The organism is Microbulbifer sp. ABF4_107 (assembly GCF_056312215.1).
In genome coordinates this window covers 1,812,072-1,834,984 of the sequence record NZ_CM149983.1, presented here as the reverse complement: position 1 = coordinate 1,834,984, position 22,913 = coordinate 1,812,072, and the positions used below count along the sequence as shown (strand labels likewise).

The 22,913-nt window shown below is 52.5% G+C and carries 8 protein-coding genes; all 8 read left to right on the top strand.

Features of this window, described 5'->3' with window-relative positions:
* Positions 1-162 precede the first annotated feature (162 nt).
* The 8 genes from ACYX4K_RS07480 to ACYX4K_RS07445 all read left to right on the top strand — a co-directional run bounded on the left by ACYX4K_RS07480 (position 163) and on the right by ACYX4K_RS07445 (position 22,842).
* Positions 163-993 (top strand): hypothetical protein, encoded by an 831-nt coding sequence (locus ACYX4K_RS07480; RefSeq protein WP_475092743.1) that lies wholly within the window; start codon positions 163-165, stop codon positions 991-993.
* The gene (locus tag ACYX4K_RS07475) at positions 983-1,852 is read left to right on the top strand and encodes a transglutaminase-like domain-containing protein (protein ID WP_475092744.1); all 870 of its coding nucleotides are present in this window, start codon (positions 983-985) and stop codon (positions 1,850-1,852) included. Before ACYX4K_RS07480 ends, ACYX4K_RS07475 begins: the two co-directional genes overlap by 11 nt.
* A gap of 676 nt (positions 1,853-2,528) precedes the next feature.
* Entirely contained in the window at positions 2,529-2,699 is a 171-nt protein-coding gene (locus ACYX4K_RS07470; protein ID WP_475092745.1) for a hypothetical protein, read from the top strand.
* Between the two features lie 6,687 nt (positions 2,700-9,386).
* On the top strand, positions 9,387-9,524 hold the full coding sequence (locus ACYX4K_RS07465) for a hypothetical protein (RefSeq protein WP_475092746.1): 138 nt from the start codon (positions 9,387-9,389) through the stop codon (positions 9,522-9,524).
* Positions 9,525-9,910: 386 nt separating this feature from the next.
* The gene (locus ACYX4K_RS07460) at positions 9,911-16,918 is read left to right on the top strand and encodes a fibronectin type III domain-containing protein (protein ID WP_475092747.1); all 7,008 of its coding nucleotides are present in this window, start codon (positions 9,911-9,913) and stop codon (positions 16,916-16,918) included.
* Positions 16,919-16,994: 76 nt separating this feature from the next.
* Positions 16,995-21,545 carry an RHS repeat-associated core domain-containing protein gene (locus ACYX4K_RS07455; protein ID WP_475092748.1) on the top strand — a complete coding sequence of 1,517 codons (4,551 nt, stop codon included), beginning with the start codon at positions 16,995-16,997 and terminating at the stop codon, positions 21,543-21,545.
* A 3-nt stretch (positions 21,546-21,548) separates the two neighbouring features.
* Positions 21,549-22,043, top strand: a complete 495-nt coding sequence (locus ACYX4K_RS07450) for a hypothetical protein (protein WP_475092749.1) — start codon at positions 21,549-21,551, stop codon at positions 22,041-22,043.
* A 103-nt stretch (positions 22,044-22,146) separates the two neighbouring features.
* Positions 22,147-22,842 (top strand): transposase, encoded by a 696-nt coding sequence (locus tag ACYX4K_RS07445; RefSeq protein WP_476178807.1) that lies wholly within the window; start codon positions 22,147-22,149, stop codon positions 22,840-22,842.
* The last annotated feature ends 71 nt before the right edge of the window (positions 22,843-22,913 follow it).

Here is a 22,913-nt window from a genome sequence, read left to right as displayed (position 1 = left end):
GGTGCAGTTGGTACGCGTGTACCGTGTTTATTTCCAGATCAGTATTTAATTCCATTTATTGTTGACTGTGTGACGCAATTTTCATTAGGATTAGCCCTTTCGGGGGGAGCAGCAGTAGTTTAGGTTGCATTAAAAAGTACAAGAAAGTTCGAGTGGTTCGGTGTGACAGGACGTTTCACATCCACATTGTCCGTGGCTGGGGTTCTTTGCCTATTTTCCGGATGTGTATTCGGTAATAGTTCAAGCGATGATGGTATCGAGCATTGCGCTGCAGTGCCCGACTCCCAATACGCATCGCTTGTAAGTGCAAAAGCTTCAAATATTTCAGAAAGTTGCTTTGTGCGCGCAAGCGATGTTTCTGAAAATTTGGGTCGTTACCTTGTCGTTAACCTATCCAATCACTCGATTTCCCTGCCTCCCGCTTCTCCAAGTGTTCGCATGAGCGACCGGCAGCTAAAGCTGCGGAATGCTCTGAAGCAACAGCCTCTACTTATCATAGATGAACCACATAAGCGCTATTCATTAGCTCGTCTTTGTTGGGAGCTAATTCAAGGCGACTTCCACAATCCCAAAATCTTAATAGGGGATGTTCCAGGTTCTCCATATATCCGAAATCTTGAAGAGGTCTCTCCTGAAGAGTTTATTGTCGAGGTGAGTAACTTCGGGGCGGTAGTGATTGCTTTGGGAAAAAATGTTGCAGACCAATTAGGTGCGTTGGGGTTGTCGGCACTAGTAGTGGAGGGTGGTGTTGATCTAGGGGCCCAGCTTGCTGCTGCGAAAAGCTACTCGATAAATGGATATCTTCCGATATTTTTAGTTGGCGACTCTTCTTTGAATGCTGAAGCCTATATAGGTATAGCCCGTGAAAAGCATTTAGTGAAGGTGTTTTCCGTAGCAGGCGGTATTGCCGGGGTTCAGAAGGCGGTCAATGTTAGTGCGCTAAATACGATAAATAGAAATCGCGATAGCGTGGTGTCTAGCTGTGCCCGCTAAAAACCTGATCATAGTTTCTGCGCTATTAGTCGCTCTAATCGCTACCGTAAGTTTACTTGTTGCGTCCCGGGGGCATAGCGCTAACTACGAGATTGAGAAAACTATTCGCTATGGATTTTTAGTCGAGAATAGTACTCCTGAGTATATTGATAGCGCCTCATTTCGAGTCTTTGCGCCGGTTAAGCAAAACTCATATCAATTGACAGTAGATATATCCGCAAATCTTCCTTTTGAGCTTGAAACAGATGATTTCGGTAATCAGTCTCTCATATTTAAGTTAGATAATATTGCCCCGCTATCGAGTAGGGTTATAAGTATTACAGCGCTGCTGAAGGGGGCGGCGTCGCCTCAGCCGATAGCCTCTGGCGACACTGAAGGCTATCTATTGCCTGAACAAAACATTGAAGCGGATTCGCCCGAAGTCAAGTTGCTCGCTCAGAGCATCAAATCAAAAGGCGAGGGTGCCGCGGCCATTTCGGATTGGCTCGGAAAGAATATTGTAGATGTGGGCTACGTCGCGGAAGATCGCGGAGCCCTTTATGCGATTACTAATAGGAAAGGTGATTGCACGGAGTTTTCGACAGCTTTTGTGGCGTTGGCTCGTGCGAGCGAGATTCCATCTCGAGCAGTTGGTGGATTTGTTTTGACGCAGTCCGGAAGGCTGCAAGCAGAAAATTATCATAATTGGTCCGAGTTTGAGCGTGATGATGCTTGGCAAATCGCGGACCCGCAGAACAATATTTTCGACTCTGGATATGAGTCATATATCGCTTTCTACAATTTTAATATGCACTCTCGCATGAAAAATAGCCATAGGTTCTTGAGCTATGACCCGCGATTGAGTGTGCAAATGCTTTAGGGCTAGGGAAACGGGTTGATGAAGGGATATTTTTCCGTCGTTACGGCTTCATTCTTTGTTTTAATTGCTTCATTGGATTTGATGGCACAGGAAAGACAAGCCATCATTTTAAATGACATCATTATTGGGGCCGAAGATGCATCGTACGAACATAAAGATGTTGTAATCGATGGCGCTTCGGTAACGATCGACGGAAAGCATCATTTTGCTAGTTTGGTTCTGCAAAATGGTGCTGTAGTGAATCATTCCCTCGATGTAGTAGATCAGCTTGAATTATTGGTGGCTGGCAACATTGAAATTGATAGCTCTTCAAAAATTGACCTGTCGGGATTGGGTGGTAAAGCTCCGCAGGAAAGTTGCGCTGGTTGTGGTGGGGCCCATGCAAGCTTCGGTGGTGGTCGCGGCCAAGAGCCATATGGGGACTACAGGCGTCCTCTGGCTACAGGAAGTGGCGGCAAGCACGCATTAGAAGATGTGGAGGGAACTCGAGGAGGCGGGCGGATAAGCATTAGTGCCATAAAGCTGATCCTGAATGGCAGTATCTTGGCCAACGGCGAATCTAGGACCGGGTACGTTGAGGGAGGTTATTCTGGAGCCGGTGCAGGTGGTTCTATTTTTCTTCAGGTCGGTGAGGTAGAGGGCAGTGGTGAAATAACTGCCCACGGTGGATCAGGTAATGGATCGTACTCCTATGGTGGTTCTGGCGGACGAATCGCTATCTATTATGATTCGTGGAGTGACTTTGATTTCCTGGGGGGAGTTTCTGCCAAGGGTGGAACGGGCAAAGGTTATGGCGGCCCAGGAAGTGTATTTCTTCATGATGGATCACTTGCGCATCTATCGTTGAAAAATGCGGGTGCGGAGTTCGGTAATCTGAAGTATTGGCGATTGGAGGAAGGGATTCCAGCTATAAGGTCTTCATCTCCATACCCAGTGGATTTCGGTGGCTCAAATTACTTTAATGGTTATTCTAGTTCAGGTCGCTCGGTCATTTCGCAAAACGTTAAATTATTACGTAATGAATTTTCTGAGGATGATGTGACTCAAGGCCGAGTCTCAATTTCTGCGAGCTGGTTGCAGTCGTCGTATTATACCGAGGACCAGGGTGAGCTTGCTTTCCGATTTTTGAATGATAGTGGAGAAGTGATTTCTGAGGTTGCTGGCGGGCTATCGACGACTGCGAACAGGGTGTGGGAATCTCGGAATTATTCAGCAGTAGTGCCGGAGGGGACTGATTCGTTCGATATGGTTGTGCGATCTTCACGTCAAGATGGCAGTGGTTCGCATGCATACTTCGACAATATTGAATTAAAGGTGCACCTGGAAGGGTATGATCCATTAACGGACGAGAGTTACTCTGGTGTGTTGGTCTTGGATAATCGCTCTTCTAATTCAATTAGTGAGCCTTATAAGCTTGAGCAAACTAGTGTAGCCAAGGTTAAATTGCGAGACGCTTCTGTAGAAGTTTTAAATGGTACTGATCTTGGGGGAATTGAATTACAAGGCAACAACAATTCAGTGGTCCGTTTCTTAGGTGATATTGTTTCTTCAGGAAGCGACTTCGTAGTGGATGGTTATAAACTTGTTGCCAAAGGTCAACAGGGATTCTCTGGTAATTTTTCTATTGTTAATCGGGGCTTTGTTACTAGTGTTGTTTCAGACGAGAATTCATTCCCTCTTGGAATTACTGCTGAAAATATTTTTATATCAAGTAATTCATCAATCGATGTTAGTGCGAAGGGTTTGTTTGCGGTTTCTGGTAATTATTTTAAGTCTGGGGGTAGTCACGGCGGATTAGGTGGTCGTCACCCTGATTCCGGCCTAACAAATGCAATATTTGGAAGCTTTGAGGCGCCGATTGAGTTCGGGGTCGGTGGCTACGGGGGGGATACTGATACTGTGGGCACTCGAGGGGGCGGTGCAGTTAAGCTCGTTGCTCATCAAGAGATGGAAATTTATGGCCAAGTTAAAGCAAATGGAGAATATGTAAGCAATATTGGTGGGGGCAGTGGTGGCTCCATTTGGATTGAAGCGAATAAAGTATTAGGTAGCAGTTCCGCACACATTGAGGCGAGTGGTGGTGCTGGTAATGGGGCCGGCACTGGGGGCGGTGGACGAATAGCGATCTACTATGATTCGCTTTCTGGTTTCAACCCGAAAACCGAAATATTTGCGCGTGCAGGTTCTGGTGGTAATGCTACTGCGTATGGCGGCCCGGGCACTATATATTTATTTGATCGTTCACAAGAAGCTGACAATGGACGGTTGCAAATTATTAATCAGGGAATCAATGGTGCTTATGAGCCATATATTCTGTCTGGAAATGTAGATATTCCGCACTACTTTGACGATGTCAGTGTCACCATAAAAAATGGTGCCTACCTGTCTGCGCCAATTAGCGGAAGTCACTATGGTGAAGTGTATATATCAGCAGAAGGTAACTTCACTACCGATACTGGTTCATTAAACGTTGATGGATTTACATTGGAGTTATCTCGAGACTTTAGTTTTGAGACTATTACAGTTCAGAATGGCGGAAAAATAACCACGTCAGCAGCATCTGAAATTTTCACATCTGGAATCACCTTAAGCGCCACTGATTTTTATATTAGTTCCAACTCATATATCGACGTAAGTGCTAAAGGCCGCTTTCCTGTATCAGAAGATCATTGGAAATCCGGTGGTAGCTATGGTGGCTTAGGTGGAGTAGATCCATCATCGGGTACGGTAGCGCCACTTTATGGTTCGCTCGAGACGCCATCGGACTTTGGTGTCGGTGGCCAAGGTATTGATGGCTCAGTTCAGGGTAGTCGTGGCGGTGGGGCTATCAAGCTAATCGCGAGTAATAAATTTGAAGTCTACGGTGACATTCTAGCTAACGGACAGGATGGTCCACTTGATGTCGGTGCCGGTAGTGGTGGCTCTATCTGGATTGAAGCCCCAGAAGTTATTGGGGGTAGTGGCACATTAATAGAGGCGTCGGGTGGTCGAGGATATCGAGCGGGAGCGGGCGGCGGTGGTCGCATCGCGATTTACTACGATCTAATGTCTGGCGTCAGTCCGACGAATGATATATTTGCGCGAACTGGCACTAATTACTCTAGTGCTACGGCTTATGGTGGCCCGGGAACAGTTTATCTATATGATCGCTCTTTACCGTCAAATAATGCGCGGTTACAGATTATTAACCGCGGCACGAGTGAAGCTTTTCCTTCATATACATTGAGTGGTGAAGTAGACATCCCTGCATTTTTTGAGCATCTGCGTGTAATCATTGATCAAGATGTTAACTTGGCTGCGCCAATTACTTTTAAAGATTCGAAAGTTGTGTTGCGCGATGGCGTACATTTAGGCGCTGCAATATCCGGTCCTAGTTATGGCTCAGTTTATGTAACTGCCGAGGGTGATTTCACAGTAGCTAATAATGATCTGGTTGTGGATGGTTTTACCCTGGAGCTTCCTCAGGACTACGACTTTGAATCTATTACAGTGCAAAATAGCGGGAGAATAACTACACCTCCGGCTTCTGAGACTTTTACTTCTGGAATCACCTTAAGCGGTACTGATGTTTATATAAGCTCGAACTCGCTTATCGACGTAAGTGCTAAAGGACGTCTCCCTCAATCCGGGGTTCACTGGAAGTCCGGCGGTAGCTATGGTGGCCTAGGTGGGATAGATCCATCGTCTGGTACAGTATCGTCACTGTATGGCTCGCTCGAAAGACCTCTGGATTTTGGTGTCGGGGGTCAAGGGGTTGATGGTTCCGTCGAGGGTAGCCGTGGTGGTGGCGCTATCAAATTGGTGGCGAGTAATAAAATTGAAGTCTACGGTGACATTTTAGCTAACGGACAAGATGGTCCGCTTGATGTCGGTGCCGGTAGTGGTGGTTCTATATGGATCGAAGCTCCAGAAGTTATTGGGGGTAGTGGAACATTAGTAGAGGCGTCGGGTGGTCGAGGATATCGAGCAGGAACGGGTGGCGGTGGTCGCATCGCGATTTACTACGATGTAATGTCTGGTGTCAGTCCAACGAATGATATATTCGCGCGAACTGGCACAAACTACTCGAGTGCTACGGCTTATGGTGGCCCGGGAACGGTTTATCTATATGATCGTTCTTTATCGTCAAATAATGCACTGTTGCAGATTATTAACCGGGGCACGAGTGAAGCTTACCCTTCATATACATTGAGTGGTGAAGTAGACATTCCCACATTTTTCGAGCATCTGCGTGTAATTATTGATCAAGATGTCAACTTGACTGCGCCAATTACTTTTAAAGACTCGGAAGTTGTTCTGGGCGAGGGAGTGCATTTGGGAGCCGCAATCTCCGGCACCAGTTATAGCTCAGTATATGTGACCGCTGATGGCGATTTTACGGTCGCTAATAACGACTTGGTGGTTGATGGCTTTACCCTAGAGCTTTCTCAAGACTACGAGTTTGAATCAATTACCATAAAAAATAGCGGAAAAATAACTACACCTATCGCTTCTGATACTTTTGCTTCTGGAATTGCCTTAAGCGCGACTGATTTTTATATTAGCTCTAACTCTTACGTTGATGTAAGCGCGAAAGGACGTGGCCCCTCGGACGGGGAGCACTGGAAGTCAGGTGGTAGTTACGGTGGTCTTGGCGGTCGAGATCCCTCTTCTGGCACAGCAAGCCCAATATTCGGTTCGATTTCGTCGCCTGAGGACTTCGGGGTAGGCGGTTATGGCGCCGATGAATCCGCTTCGGGAACCCGAGGCGGTGGTGCCATCAAACTGATCGCAAGTAATAGATTCGAAATCTATGGTGATATCTTGAGTAATGGCTCTCAGGAGTATCTGAAAGGGGGTGGCAGCGGCGGCTCTATTTGGATCGAAGCTCGAGAGCTGGTCGGCAGTAACAGCACTTTAATTTCAGCTGAGGGGGGTGATGGACACTCGTCAGCTACTGGAGGCGGTGGGCGAGTTGCCGTCTATTTTGATTCTCTCTCCGGATTCGATCCCGTATCTAAAGTATTGGCTCGTTCAGGTTCTAGTTGGGGGGCAGTAACAGCCTATGGTGGTCCGGGTTCGGTTTATTTGTATGACCGATCTCTGCCTGCAAATAATGGTTTGCTTCAAATCGCAAACTACAACTCTAGCTCCACATACGAGCCGTATCGACTGGTAGGAAATATTGATAGTCCTCTGTACCTTTCAAACGCACGGGTACAGATTGAGGATGGTGTGCATTTCAATGCTCCGATTTCCGGCGCAGGATACAATAGTGCATACCTAGTAGCTGAGGGCGATTTTACTGTCTCAAATAATGAACTCGTGGTCGATGGCGTAACCTTGGAGTTGGGACAGGACTACGCTTTTGAATCTATTACAGTCCAGAATAGCGGGAAGATCACGACGCCAGTTGCCTCAGAATTATTTACTTCGGGCATTACATTAAGTACTAAAGATTTTTATATAAGTTCCAACTCTTACGTAGATGTAAGCGGAAAGGGGCTTTCTTTCGTTGATGGGCAGTATTGGAAATCTGGCGGGAGTTATGGTGGTTTGGGTGGTAGAGATCCATTAACTGACGGTACAAACACAGTTTTCGGCTCGGTAGAAAACCCAACTGACTTCGGGGTAGGTGGTTATGGCGCCGATGAATCCGCTTCGGGAACCCGAGGCGGTGGCGCCATCAAACTGATCGCAAGTAATAGATTCGAAATCTATGGCGATATCTTGAGTAATGGCTCTCAGGAGTATCTGAAAGGGGGTGGCAGCGGCGGCTCTATTTGGATCGAAGCTCGAGAGCTGGTCGGCAATAACAGCACTTTAATTTCAGCTGAGGGGGGTGATGGACACTCGTCAGCTACTGGAGGCGGTGGGCGAGTTGCCGTCTATTTTGATTCTCTCTCCGGATTCGATCCCGTATCTAAAGTATTGGCTCGTTCAGGTTCTAGTTGGGGGGCAGTAACAGCCTATGGTGGTCCGGGTTCGGTTTATTTGTATGACCGATCTCTGCCTGCAAATAATGGTTTGCTTCAAATCGCAAACTACAACTCTAGCTCCACATACGAGCCGTATCGACTGGTAGGAAATATTGATAGTCCTCTGTACCTTTCAAACGCACGGGTACAGATTGAGGATGGTGTGCATTTCAATGCTCCGATTTCCGGCGCAGGATACAATAGTGCATACCTAGTAGCTGAGGGCGATTTTACTGTCTCAAATAATGAACTCGTGGTCGATGGCGTAACCTTGGAGTTGGGACAGGACTACGCTTTTGAATCTATTACAGTCCAGAATAGCGGGAAGATCACGACGCCAGCTGCTTCAGAATTATTTACTTCGGGCATTACATTAAGTACTAAAGATTTTTATATAAGTTCCAACTCTTACGTAGATGTAAGCGGAAAGGGGCTTTCTTTCGTTGATGGGCAGTATTGGAAATCTGGCGGGAGTTATGGTGGTTTGGGTGGTAGAGATCCATTAACTGACGGTACAAACACAGTTTTCGGTTCGGTAGAAAACCCAACTGACTTCGGGGTAGGTGGTTATGGCGCCGATGAATCCGCTTCGGGAACCCGAGGCGGTGGCGCCATCAAACTGATCGCAAGTAATAGATTCGAAATCTATGGCGATATCTTGAGTAATGGCTCTCAGGAGTATCTGAAAGGGGGTGGCAGCGGCGGCTCTATTTGGATCGAAGCTCGAGAGCTGGTCGGCAGTAACAGTACTTTAATTTCAGCTGAGGGGGGTGATGGACACTCGTCAGCTACTGGAGGCGGTGGGCGAGTTGCCGTCTATTTTGATTCTCTCTCCGGATTCGATCCCGTATCTAAAGTATTGGCTCGCTCAGGTTCTAGTTGGGGGGCAGTAACAGCCTATGGAGGGCCGGGCTCGGTTTATTTGTATGACCGATCTCTGCCTGCAAATAATGGTTTGCTTCAAATCGCAAACTACAACTCTAGCTCCACATACGAGCCGTATCGACTGGCAGGAAATATTGATAGTCCTCTGTACCTTTCAAACGCACGGGTACAGATTGAGGATGGTGTGCATTTCAATGCTCCGATTTCCGGCGCAGGATACAATAGTGCATACCTAGTAGCTGAGGGCGATTTTACTGTCTCAAATAATGAACTCGTGGTCGATGGCGTAACCTTGGAGTTGGGACAGGACTACGCTTTTGAATCTATTACAGTCCAGAATAGCGGGAAGATCACGACGCCAGCTGCCTCAGAATTATTTACTTCGGGCATTACATTAAGTACTAAAGACTTTTATATAAGTTCTAATTCTTATGTGGATGTAAGCGGAAAGGGGTACCTCCCATCGGTTGACGTGGGCTACAAGTCCGGAGGAAGTTTTGGTGGCTTGGGTGGTGTAATATCCGGTGGTGCCACCAATGCTGTATTTGGTAGTGCGGTTGAGCCAACAGATTTCGGGATGGGTGGTCGTTACCAGGACGACAGCCAAATTGGCCACAGAGGCGGTGGCGCGATAAAACTGGTTGCGGATCGTTTAGAGCATTACGGATATATATATGCAAATGGTTTTGGTCATGGCAGCTACAAAGGTGCCGGCGCAGGTGGGTCCGTTTGGCTCGAAATTGGCGAACTGGTCTCTGGCAGTGCGGGATATATTTATGCCAATGGTGGTTATGGTTGGTATGCGGGAGCCGGTGGCGGTGGTCGTGTAGCAATCTACTATGAATCTACTGAGGGGCTGAATTTAGGGCGGGTCCAGGCTAATGGAGGCGGTAGCTATGCAGGTGCTTCCGCTGAGCATGGGTCAGTCCATATTGCTGAAATAACCGCACCTCCTCGAGTACGGGAAGTTTCCCCCAGCGGATACCACAGCGCATCAATCGATAGCACCATTGTTCAGTTCAGCTTTGGAATTGATAACGCGACTCTTGATACTAGTGATTTTGAGCTTGTCGATAACACTGGTGGGGCAATTGCGATAGATTCAGTCGTTTCGATTGACGATATCCGCTACCAAATTGATTTCTCCGAGACTCTCATAGAGGGAGCCTATACGCTAAGTGTTGGTCCCGACATCTTTGGTACCAATGGTCTCGGTATGGATCAAGACCAAGACGGCATCGAGCTTGAACCCATCGATGATAAGTACTCGACACAGATCGTCATCGACCTCACGCAACCTAAGGCCCTATCTTTAGACCAGCCGGTAGCCCCGGCAGTAATCGCCTCCAGTAACCGCTGGATAACCCTCTCCGGCAGCCGCGAAGACAACACCGCAATCCTGGTCGATGGCAATGAGATCGTAGCCAACGGCTCCGGCAACTGGTCCGGAACCTATTACCTCCCGGAAGGCGAGTCGACCGTTTCTGTTGTTGCGCAAGACCTCAGTGGTAACCAATCTGACCCGGTCACCCTGATCTTCAATGTCGATAGCAAAGCGCCGTCGATCACCGGCGCGAACCCGTCGGGCTCTCAGAACGTAGCGCCGCCCTTTATTACTGTTGTCGTTACCGAAGAGGGCAGCGGCGTAGACCTGGATACCAGCTCCCTGGTGGTAGAACGCAACGGCGTAGCCCTGTCCGGCTCCATTGCCCAGTACGAAGGCCAAGTCCAGTTCACCCCGGATGCCCCGTTCCTCGACGGCGAGTACACCATCCGTGCACGCATTGCGGATAAGCTCGGCAACCTGTCCACCCAAAAGACCTACAACTTCGTGCTGGACTACACCCCACCGGCACCGACCGTGCTGGGCGAGTATCCATCCATTACCACCGTCAACGCCCAGACCTTTAGCGGTTCTAAAGAGGCGGGCAGTGCGGTACTGGTGAACGGCAGTCTCGAGGTGATCGAGTCCGCATCAACCACCTGGAGTACCCAGGTAGCCCTGCTGCAGGGCGATAACACCATCGAATTTATAGTGCGCGATGCGGCGGGTAACCTGAGTGAACCCACTACTGCCTCGATCCACTACGACAACAACCCGCCAGGGCAGGTCGCCTTGTCGATCGACCCCAACGGCCGCGGTACCGATCTGTTGCTGGACTGGAGCAGTTATAACGAGTTCACCAACGGCAACGATATCGACGAGTACCGCATTTATCAGAGCGCGGGACCGTTTACCGATATCGCCGGTAAAACAGAGTTTGCCGTGGTCGGGCAGGGCACCAAGCAGTTCCGTGTAGAAGGCTTGCCGCGTGGGACCGAAGCGCACTTCGCGGTGGTTGCCTTCGATACCCAGGAGCTGTTTAACCCCGCGGTGACTTCCGTCTCTGCAGTACCGGTAGATGTGCAGGCTCCGGATGAGATCGCCAACCTGGTTGTCGAGCCGGGCGCGGATAGTCTGTCCCTGCGCTGGAACCCATCCGCTAACAGCGACGGCGACCTGGCCGGGTATAAAGTGGCGTTTGTGGACGATGCCGAAGGCCGTGTAGACGATCTTCCATTGGCATCACTGCCGGACCCGGCTGCCGTTGTGCAGTACCAGGTGACCGGCCTCAACCCCGCCAACTCCTATCCGATCCGCGTCTACGCCTACGACGCCACCGGTAATGCCTCTAACGGTGTGACCGATGCCGGCACCACCTTGCTGCCGAACCCGGCCACCGTTACCGCGGAGCCGAAGAGCAGCCAGATCGCCATCACCTGGTCCAGCGTTGCCCCGTACAACCTGCTGAAGAACTACGCGGTGTATGTACAGGAAAGCAGCTTCACTTCTGTCGACGGTCTGCAGCCGAAGAAGACCTTGAGTAAAGGCGGCAGTGGCGACAGCGAACACACCTGGTCTCTGGCCGGTCTGAAGAACGGCACCACCTATTACGTGGCGGTAACCGCCATCAACATCTCCGGCGGCAGCGATCCGCAGGTGACCCCGGTGGCCGTGACCCCGGTAGCGGATACCGAAGGCCCGGTAATCGAGTCTGCCGAGTACCAGCAACAGGGTCAGGGCAGTGCGCTGTTCGATCTGGCCGCAGCACCACAACTGTCCCAGGACGGTCGCTTCAAGATCACCGCCAGCGATGACTCGGACATTGCCCGCGTCGAGTTCTTCGTCGATGGTACCTTGCTCGGCACCGAGTACGCTGCCAGCAATGGCGCCTTCGGCCGCAACCTCACCTTGCAGTCTCTGACCGATGGCGATCACGCCCTCACGGTGAAGGTCTTCGATGTGTGGGAGAACAGCACCATCGGCCAGTACACCTTCGAGGTACTGCTGGCACCGCCGGCTGCACCGCAAATCACCGCCCCGGTGGACGGCACCATCAGCAACCAGCCGCTGGTCCTGATCCAGGGTAATGCGGAGAAGGGCACCCAGGTACAGTTGTATCGCGATGGTACCCCGGCTTCCGATCTGCAGCTGGTGAACAGCTACGGCAAGTTCCAGATCGAAGTCACCCTGGAAGAGGGCGCGAACAGCATCACCGCCGCCGCCGAGTATCCCAACCGCAGTGGTGGCTTCGGCCCGCAGAGTGCCGCGCGCACCCTCGAGCTCAACACCGCCATCCCGGATGCGCCCACCAACCTCACCGCCATCGAGCGGGAGTTGGGGCAGATCTCCCTGTCTTGGGATCCGGTGGAGAGCAGTGATGCCAACAACACCATTGCCGGTTACAACGTGTACCGCGCAATGGCCACCTTCGGTAACCCACAGCAGGCACAGAAGCTCAACAACCAGCTGCTGACCGAACCCAAGTTCAGCGACCTGCCGGCAGAAGACGGGCATTACTTCTACGCCGTCACCGCCGTTAACGAAGCCGCCACGGAAAGTGCCCTGTCCAGCGTGGTCGAGGCCATTGCTGACAGCGAAGGTCCGCACGCCCTGGATATCACCTACCAGTCCAACGGCGTCGTGGACGCCGCCAGTGGTCGCCACGCTCCGGGCACCGTCGAAGTGGAAGTACAGTTCGATGAACCCCTGCGCAACAAACCCTACTTCGCACTGGTACCGGAAGGCGGCGTACCGCTGACCGTTGAGCTGAGCAAAGACTACAGCGACGACACCCTGTATACCGGCAGCTTCACCATCGAACCCGGCATGCGTTCGGGTACCGCTTACGCCGTCATGTCCGCCCACGACGACGTCGGCAATCGCGGCACCTTGATCGAACAGGGTGGTACCCTGCTGATCGATGCCCAGGGCCCGGAAGTGATTGCGCTGACTCTCAACCCAGGTGCGCCGCTCAAGGTCGACGAGCAGGAAGGTCTACTGGTGGAAGTGGTGGCCAGGCTGAACGACGAAGTGAAGCCCGGCGCACAGCCCACGCTGATTCCGCAGCTCAATAGCGTCGCTCTCGCCGAATACAGCAGTGGCATCAGCCTGACCCGCGATGCCCAGTCCATCGAAGGTGAACCCCTGTGGGTGGGCAGCTTCACGCTACCCACCAGTGCCGGCCAGGACGAAGCGGGCAACCCCAGCGTGGCCAGCCTCAGCTTCGACTACCAGGCCGCCGACGACCTGGATAACCTCGGCAGCCGAGTGCGTGTGCGCAATGCCTTCCAGGTGTACCAGGGCGACCTGCCACCGCTGGATATCCCGCAGAACCTTAAAGCCGTGGCCCAGCCCAACGCCGGTGTCGCGCTGACATGGGATCCGGTGGAAGAGGCGCGTTACGTCCTGTACCGCAAAGCGGAGAGCGACACCGAGTTCACCGAGATCCAGCGTCTCTCTGAAACGCAAACCACCGACACACTCCCCAGCGATGGCCAGTACTACTACGCCGTCGCCAGTGAGCGTCGCAGCAACGACCAGATCGCCGTCAGTGCCCTGAGCGAAGCAGTTGCGGTCAGCGCCGACAGCATCGCCCCGGCCGCGCCGGCCGATCTGGCACTGGAACTGAACGGTGCCGGCATCGTCGCCACCTGGAGTGCACCTACCGTAGACGCCGAAGGCAAACCGGAAGAGGGGGCCGCACTGACCTACAACCTCTACCGTCTCGGTGTGGGCGAGGGTGTGAACGTCACCGCGGAAGAGCTGCAGAACATCATCCCGCTGCAGACCGGCATCCCCGAGCCCATCGCCCTGGATGCCAACCCCAGCGAGAGCCAGCACGCCTATGCGATTACCGCACTGGATGAAGCCGGCAACGAATCTGCCCCCAGCGACACCGCCTACCTCAACTTCGGCCTGCTACCGGTGAGCGATCTCAGCATCACGATCAGCGCCGACGGCAACCCGCAATTGCAATGGCACCACAGCGGCGCCGCCATTGCCGGTTACCGAGTGTATGTGGATGGTGAAGCCGGTGAGGGTGAAGAAAACCTGCAGGAGATCACCACCGCACTGATCCCCCACAGCAGTAATCCCACCACCTTCGTGGATGAAAACTTCAGCGCCGGCGCCCAGGGCGTCACCGCCGAACGCCGTTACACCGTCATCGCCGAAGACGATCAGGGCGCGACCAGCATCGGCCACAGCCTGTTGCTGCCCGCACTCGCCGTCGAGGTGATCGAACCGCAAGACGGCCAGTCGACCCTGGAGCGCGGCGTCATGAACGAAGTGCGCTTCCGCGTACAGAACCGCGGCAGTGCCGATGTGACTGGCCTCAAGCTGTTCGCCAGCGTCCGTGACAACGGCGCCGACCGCGAACACCAGTCCGCCAGCTTCAGTGTTGCCGCCGGCGGTATCGTCGAAGTGCCCATCGTCATCGGCGGCTACGCCAAACTGGATACCCTCAGTGAGCTCCAGCTGCGCCTCGAGCAGTCGCCGCTGCCCGGTGAGACCATCTTCATCCACGCTCAGGATCAGGTCATGGTCGGCGACGCCGCCCTGCGCCTGTCGCTGGAGTCCGACACCGTCTACCGCGGTGGCCTCGGCAAGTTCCGCTTCACTCTGGAGAACACCTCCGCCGTGGAGACCGAACTACTGATGGCCCGCAACAACGGCAAGGCCGCCTCCGATGAGATCCGCATCCGCCTCGAAGACGCCGACGGCAACCTGCTCACCCTGCAAGACGTGCAGCAGTACACCGGCGATGTCATCACCGTCGCCAGTGGAGAAACCGTCGCCCGCCTGCAACCGGGAGAAAGCTTCACCTCCGACTGGATCGACGTCCCGGTACCGGCCGCCGCTCCGGATCTGATCACCGTCGCCCTGGAAGTGGATCACTTCCGCTACCACACCGGCAAAGCCACCGAAGTGGTCATCGACGGCAACGGCACCCGCACCCAGGCCTCCCTGCAGGAAACCGCCTACTACGGCACCCTGGAAACGGTCGCCCCCGCGGAGATCTACAGCGCCGAAGACACTGTTACCATCACCGGCCAGGCCATCGACCGCAGCAGCGACACCGCCACCGGCAATGTCCCGCTGACCCTGGTCATGGAACTGCGCGGCTTCGAACGTCAGGCCTCGGTGATCGCCGACAGCGACGGCCACTTCAGCTACACCTTCGACCCGCAAGGGCAGAGCGGTAACTGGCGCATCTCCGTCATCCATCCGGACAGCCTCGCGCGACCCAACCAGGGCGCGTTCAGCGTGCTCACCTCCGCGGTGACCCCCAGCCAGGTCAACATCCGCGTACCGCGCAACTACAACCAGGTCGTCCCCGTCACCGTCAAAGCCGGCCACGGCAGCGAGCTGGCCAACGTGCGCCTGGTCTCCGTCGCCGCCCCCGGTGACGAGCAGGTACAGATCCCCGGTGGTATCCACCTGGATCTCGGTGCCGTCATCAACCTGGCTCCCCAGGCCAAAGGCGTCATTAACCTCACCGTGAGTGGTGACAACCTCGCCCCGGACAGCGGCTTCCTGTACTTCCAGGTCCTCGCCGACGTCAACGGTACCGAACAGGTACTGGAACACATCGCCGTCGAGTACACCCTCTCGGAAAGCCGCCCGGTGATCACCACCCAGCCGTCGTTTATCGACACCGGCGTACTGCTGGATGGCAGCACCAGCGAACCCTTCACCCTCAACAACACCGGCCTCGACGTCCTGCGCAACGCCGGCGTCGAACTGGTGGATGAAGAAGGCAACCCCGCACCGAACTGGCTCAGCCTCAACGGCACCAGCAACCTCGGTGACATGGGCATCGGTGACAGCCGCGATCTCAGCCTCAACGTCGCCCCAGGTAACAGCGTCACCCAGGGCAACTATCGCTTCCAGCTGCAGATCACCGGCGACGGCGGCCACAACTTTACCGTGCCCGTCTACATCGCCGTCGTCACCTCCGAACTGGGCGACGCCTTCTTCCATATCAGTGACATCTACACCGCCACCCTGGGAGAGAACAACCAGCTCATCCCCGGCCTGCAAGGTGCCAAGATCGAACTGCAGAACGAACAGGTCCTCTCGGAAACCCGCACCATCAGCAGTGATGCCAACGGCGAAGCCCTGCTCAAAGACCTGCCCGCCGGCCGCTACAGCTACCGGGTCACCGCCTTCGACCACGAAAGTGTCGCCGGCCGCCTGTGGGTCAAACCCGGCACCACCGTCGCCGAAGACGTGTTCCTGATGAACCAGATCATCAGCGTCGAATGGCAGGTGAACGAGATCAACCTCGAAGACCGCTACGAGATCAAACTCGAAGCCACCTTCGAAACCCACGTCCCGGTCGCCGTCGTCATGCTCGACCCCTTAAGCATCACCCTCCCGGATATGCGCAAGGGCGACGTCTTCACCGGCGAACTGAGCCTCACCAACTACGGCTTGATCCGCGCGGATGACGTCAACAACAAACTGCCCTCGGGCAATGATGTTGTCGACTTCGAGTTCCTCGCCGAAGTACCGGACACCCTGGAAGCGGGCGATGTGGTGTACATCCCGTATCGGATCACGGCACTGCGCGACTTCAACCCGAGCGAAGAGGGTGATGCCACCGGTGCCGGCTGTGGCCGCCACAGCTTCCAGTACCAGGTGAGTTACGCGAGCCAGTGCGCGAATGGGCAAGTGGTGCCTGGAGGCACCTCCACGCACTGGGCCACGGCCTCTACCGGATCGTGCTCCAGCGGCGGCGGCGGTGGCGCAGGCTACTACTACGGTGGAGGTACTGGCAGTGGCTCGGGATACGGTGGTGGATACTCACCGATCGGAGGTGATGTAGAAACCTTGCGATGTGAGCCCGATCCCAGCTGTGATGAAGGGTGCAATAAAGACAATAGTGGCGCTCAATAAAGCACCGGGAAAAGATTCAATATGTGGTTGGCGCTCTGATAGGAAAGCTAGCCTCTCGAAAGTGAGAAAAATCACAATGAAATTGGAATTTGGGGGGCTTGTGTCTCGTCAACCGCTAAATATTTTAGTAGTGCTGCTATTACCCTTCTTTGCAGTATCGGCATTGGCTAAACCTGGTATTTCAAATGATGGTGCAGCACCGAAAACTGCAACTTCAGAAAATCGTGAAGATTATGAAGATATGCGCGTAAAGGTCCTGGGTGGCTACGTGCGAATGACCAGACGGTGGACGAAAGAAGGGTGGAAGTGGAATACCCGCTGGAATTCAATCAAGACATATTATGAAGAAAGTACAGGTATTGATGGATTCGAGCCGGGTTCAAGGCCAACTCTTTCACAGAATGAAATTTTTGATTTGTACGAAAATGAAGAAAGACGTGCAGCAATTGAATTGTTTGGTAAAAATTTTGCGAGGCCAAAGTCGACGGCTGGAGTGGGTAGGTTTGGCCGCTTTGCGTCAGCGCAAGGAGTAAATACAGGCGTTTTCTGTAATCAACTGTACACTTTCTATTTGTACAGGAATGGAATGGCTTACCGTCCGGAATCATTTTCGAGTTCCGGTGAAAAAGGTTGTGTTAGCTCAACTAGCAGCAGGTATCACTCATTATTGAATAGCACTCTAGAGGCTGATGACGGCGACTATACATGGAGGGATAGAAAGGGAAATGTCATTTTCTATAAAGATGGTGATATTTCTTATTACGAAGATAAGAACGGTGTAAGAGTTAGCTTTGAATATGAGAATGGTCGCATAAAGGAGATTAAAGATCACTTTGGTAATGTCGTAATTACATATCACTGGGAGGCTGTTGAAAGAATCGGTGAATATGACGACGCACCATCTCATAGGCTGAAGATGTTGGAGGATTATACTGGCCGGCAGGTTGTATATTCTTACGGGAATGATATTGAAGAATTAACCACGTTTCGAAAGCTAGTAACTGTAAAGGACGTGCGTGGAGAAACGTGGAGCTACACATACGAAAAAGTAGGCAATAAAAATCAATATTCATTAAGATCCATGGTGGACCCGGGTGGCAGGTCAACAGCATATTCTCTGAATGCAGATGGGTTTATTAACGGCTACGAAAATGAAGAAGGTGTTGCTACTAAGTATTCCCATTCTGTAAATGACGATAAAATATACAAGGTCACGCAGGCGAATAGCTCTGGGGTAATCACAGAGACCTGGTACAACGCTCTAAGTATGGAGATAAAGCGCCAGGTTGGGGGCGAACTGCAATATAAAACCGAATATGAGTTTGCGGGAAATAGAACGGCTGAAGATATAGCACGGTTGTATCAGCCTGGTATTGCGATCACATCCTCTGTCGAGTATGCACCTTTAAGAATATTGTCTAGTACCACGACTGATGCGAGAGGACTGGAGACCGTCAGGTATTACGATGTCTTTCGGAATATCACACGTACAGAGTATCCAGATGGGACATACACGACCACTGACTGGGATACAAATTTCACATTGCCAACGAAGCAGCGCGACGAGCGCGGTGTAATTACGCAATACGAATATGATGCGAAGGGCAACCTTGTTGTCTTGACAGAAGCCGCCGGTACCGCCGACCAGCGTATCACCCGCTACACCTACGACCAGTATGGCCAGCTGGAGACCCAGACCACTGGTGAATCCACTGCAGCCAATACCGCACTGGCCTCCACCCGCTGGGAGTACGACGATTACGGTAATGTCACCAAAGTCACGAGCCCCGAGCTTGAGGTCACCGAATACAAAGACTACGACGTGAATGGCTATGCCCATACCGTCGTAGATGCGCGCCTCAAAACCTGGACGCGGGACTTTGATGCCGTAGGCAATCTTCTTGAGGATCTGAATCCCTATGGCGAGGGCTTCAAATACGACTACGACGCCGCCGGCGATCTGGTAAAAGTCACCGACGCCAGCGGCAGCAGCCTGCATATCACCAACAACGACTCCGGCCTGCCGCTAACAGTGACCGACGATGCGGGCAACCTGCTCAAGCTGGACTACGACAAGGGCGACCGCCTTGCCACCATCACCGATGCGGAAGGTTCCACCATCGGTCTGGAGTACGATAGTCAGAACCGCCTCAGCGCCATCGTCGACGGTGAGCAGAACCGTACCAAGTACACGTATCAGCAAAACCTGCTGTCAAAAATCGAATACCCCACCTACGCGGAAGAACTTGGCTATGACAAGCGCGACCGAATAGAGCAGAGCAAGCAAAAGGCCAACAACCTGGAGTACCTGCGCAAGTACGGCTATGACCTGGGCAGCAATCTCGATAGCGATACTGATGCGTTGGAGAACACCGAAAAGTACGAGTACGACAACCTCAGTCGCCTGGTCGCCATCATCGATCCGGAGAATGGCGAAACCAAGAAGACCAAGTTTACCTACGACGCACGCGACAACCTGCTGCAGGTGCAAGACCCGGAAGGGCGCCTCACGGTCTACACCTACGACAAGGCCGACCGCCTCAAAACCGAGACCAAGCACGACTTTATCGGTACCAACAAGCAGCGCGTCTACAACTACGATGCCAATGGCAATCTGGTTGAGGTGATCAATCCGCAGCAGGAAAAGCGTGGCTACACCTATGACGACGCCAATCGTCTGAGCAAACTGGAAGTATTTGCGCACAAAGACAATGCGCAACCGGTCAAGGTGGTGGATTACCACTACAACGACAAGGCCCAGTACACCGGTTATACCCAGCAGCCTGGTGCAGACACCGCCAATGCCACTGCGGATATCGTCCATCACGGGGAAACCTACACCTACGATGCGCTCAATCGCCTCGAATCCGTGCGGGTGGATTATTACGGGGAGGGCGCACAGGCTGCGGAGATCGCTTTCTCCAAAAGCTACAGCTACACCTATTACGGTAATGGCCTGAAGAAAACCTATACCAACCCGGAAGGGATTACCTACACCTATTACTACAACAAGAACAACCAGCTCGCGGCGGTGCATGTGCCCGGGGAAGGGCAGTTAGCGTGGACGGATTTCAACTGGCTGGCTCCGCAGACGTTGTTGTTGCCCGGTGGTAACAAGATCACGCTCACCTACGATGACTTCCTGCGGGTGAAAGAGCGGATTCTGGAAGACTCTGCGGGTAACGATAAAGCCACTGCTGTGTACGAGTATGACCTTGAGAGCAATATCAAGGGGATTGATACCGAGCATGGGGCTTATGCGTTTGACTATGACGATTTATATCGCCTCACCACGGCTGATTACCCGCTAGAGAATGCGGCGAACGATGAGCAGTTTGGGTATGACGGGATGGGTAACCGCACCGATTATGCGGTGGGTGAGGTTGCGGAAGCGAGCGGGGAACCTACGGGGACGGGCGGCGAAGCCGTGGGGACGGAATTTATTCCGTCCTCATCGGAGGTGTTGGACTACAACGACCACAACCAGCTGACGGAAATCACCGGTGATGATCCGGCCAGCTTCCAGTACAACGACAACGGCCACACCACGCAAAAGGCGCAGGGCGGCGTTACCTGGGATTACCGCTACAACCACGAAGAGCGTCTGATTGCTGTCGATAAGAATGCGCAGATGGTGGGGGAGTATCAGTACAACCCTTACGGCCAGCGGATTCGCAAGCAGACCGATAGCGCGACTTACTTTCTTTATAACGAAGAGGGGATGGCTGCGGAATACGACGCGGGTGGGAATCTGATTAAGGAGTACCACTTCAAGCCGGGTATGCCATGGATGACCGAGCCGTTATTCCAGCGGGTGGCTTCTGGGGAGGTTTATTATTACCAGAATGATCATTTGGGTACGCCGCAAAGGATGGTGGATAAGTCTGGGGCTGTGGTTTGGGAGGCTCGGTATGAGGCTTTTGGTCAGGCTGAGGTTTTGGTTGAGGTTGTTGGGAATGCGTTGAGGTTTCCTGGACAGTATTTTGATGGGGAGAGTGGGCTGCATCAGAATTACAAACGGGACTTTGATCCAGAAACTGGTCGATATATTCAGGAAGATCCGATAGGCCTATTGGGTGGAATAAATGTCTATCAATATGCCTTTAACAACCCTGTCCAGTTTTACGACCCCACGGGGGAATTTGTCCCTGTTGCTCTTTATGCCCGATGTGTAGTTGGGTGTTTGGTTGGAGCCGGGCTGGGAGCACTTGCGGAACTCGTAATTTCTGGTTGTGAACCAGATTGGGGGACACTAGGAGCCGCAGCAGCTGGATGTGGGTTTGGTTGCTTGAATCCGCTAAATTGGTTTGCTCCAAAGTGGGGCAAGAAAAAGCCCGGGGTCGTGTATAAGAGAACCAGTGACTCTGATCCTAAACCATATATTGGGAAATCTAAGAGTGACCAGCGTTATGCAGAGCGTCAAAAAGAGCATGCTAGAGATTATCCCGATGAAGATTTTGAATTTGAAATTTTGGATCGAGCTAATGATGGCATTGAGCTGGACATTGCAGAGCAAAAACAAATTGATGCCCATGGTGGGCCTACAAATAAGTCAAATCCAAACGGTGGGACTAGGAACAAGCGGAATAATTTTGGTCCTAAACGTAGAACTAAATATGGGCTTTAGTGAATGAAGAGATTGAAATCAGGCGATTTAATTAAATTACCTATAGATGCTGTGACTTTTGGCGTTGGCCAGATAGTTGAGACTGGCGATATCCTCAAAGTTATAGTGTTTGATGGCGTTTGGGGCGGTGATTTTGATTACTCTAAAATTGAGCGTGAGGATGTGTTGCTGGCGGCATATACACTTGACGCCTTGCTTTATCATGGTCGATGGAGCGTGATTGGCAATGAAAAAATAAATTTTGATCTTATACCTAATCAGAATTTTATTGGTACCAATGGCGGCGTGGATGTTGTTGAGAATAATGCTGGTGATATTTTGAGGCCTGCCACTAAACAAGATTTGTGCACTTTGACACGAAAAAAGGTGGTTGCCCCAATCAGAGTTCATAAAGCATTCTTGTCATCCCAAGATGTTGAAGGGTATCCATGGAATGAAAAGTACGATCATTTGCTCGCCGACTATCAATTCAATTTAGAAACATATCCGAATCGGTAAGATAAGGGGGACAGATCTATTTAAGGGCTAAAGGGGACAGATCTATTTAAGACGCCCAAATAAACAAGGCAGGGAGTGACGCCTGGAAGGATTGAGAAGAGCTATGCCAAGGAAGGCGCGGATATTGGTGGCGAATATGCCACATCATGTTGTGCAGCGTGGGCACAATCGCGAGGCGGTGTTTCTTGCGGATGAGGATTATCAGTATTACCGGGACAACTTGTTCGAGTGGAAGGACAAGTTGGGGATCAAGTTGTATGCCTGGTGTTTGATGACCAACCATGTCCACCTGCTGGTGGAGCCAGGGGATCGGGCGGAATCGATTTCATTGTTGATGAAGCGGGTTGCCGGTCGGCAGGCGGCTTATGTGAACAAGCTGGAAGGGCGTCGAGGTTCCCTGTGGGAAGGGCGCTTCAAGGCGAGCGTGGTTCAGGCGGAGTCGTATTTTCTGGCTTGTTGCCGGTATATCGAGCTAAATCCGGTGCGCGCCGGGATGGTGCGCGGGCCACGACAATACAAGTGGTCCAGCTATCGCGAGCGGGTTGGGGCCGATGAAAGCTGCGTTCTGGATAGACACGTAGAGCTGCAGCGACTCGGGCGCACTGGTGCCGAGCGGGTGGCAGCGTATAAAGAATTTGTTAAAGCCGGCGTGTCGTCTGACGAACTGGCTTTCTTGAACGAGGCCTGGTCTCGCAACCAACTGACTGGCAACAGCCGGTTTGTGGATGAGATAGAACACAGAGTAGGGCTCCGAGTTGAGCATCGCCGGCCCGGAAGGCCGCGAATAGAAATAGATTGACGTCGGCCCGCTACGACAGCCTGACGAATAAATAATTAAACAAAAGCATTACGACCATTAGGAATAGGAAT

Excerpts from the sequence above, each read along its gene's own strand:
- ACYX4K_RS07470 (WP_475092745.1), top strand. The coding sequence starts at position 2,529 with ATGGATCGTACTCCTATGGTGGTTCTGGCGGACGAATCGCTATCTATT.
- ACYX4K_RS07465 (WP_475092746.1), top strand. The coding sequence starts at position 9,387 with ATGGCAGCTACAAAGGTGCCGGCGCAGGTGGGTCCGTTTGGCTCGAAA.
- ACYX4K_RS07460 (WP_475092747.1), top strand. The coding sequence starts at position 9,911 with ATGGATCAAGACCAAGACGGCATCGAGCTTGAACCCATCGATGATAAG.
- ACYX4K_RS07455 (WP_475092748.1), top strand. The coding sequence starts at position 16,995 with ATGAAATTGGAATTTGGGGGGCTTGTGTCTCGTCAACCGCTAAATATT.
- ACYX4K_RS07450 (WP_475092749.1), top strand. The coding sequence starts at position 21,549 with ATGAAGAGATTGAAATCAGGCGATTTAATTAAATTACCTATAGATGCT.
- ACYX4K_RS07445 (WP_476178807.1), top strand. The coding sequence starts at position 22,147 with ATGCCAAGGAAGGCGCGGATATTGGTGGCGAATATGCCACATCATGTT.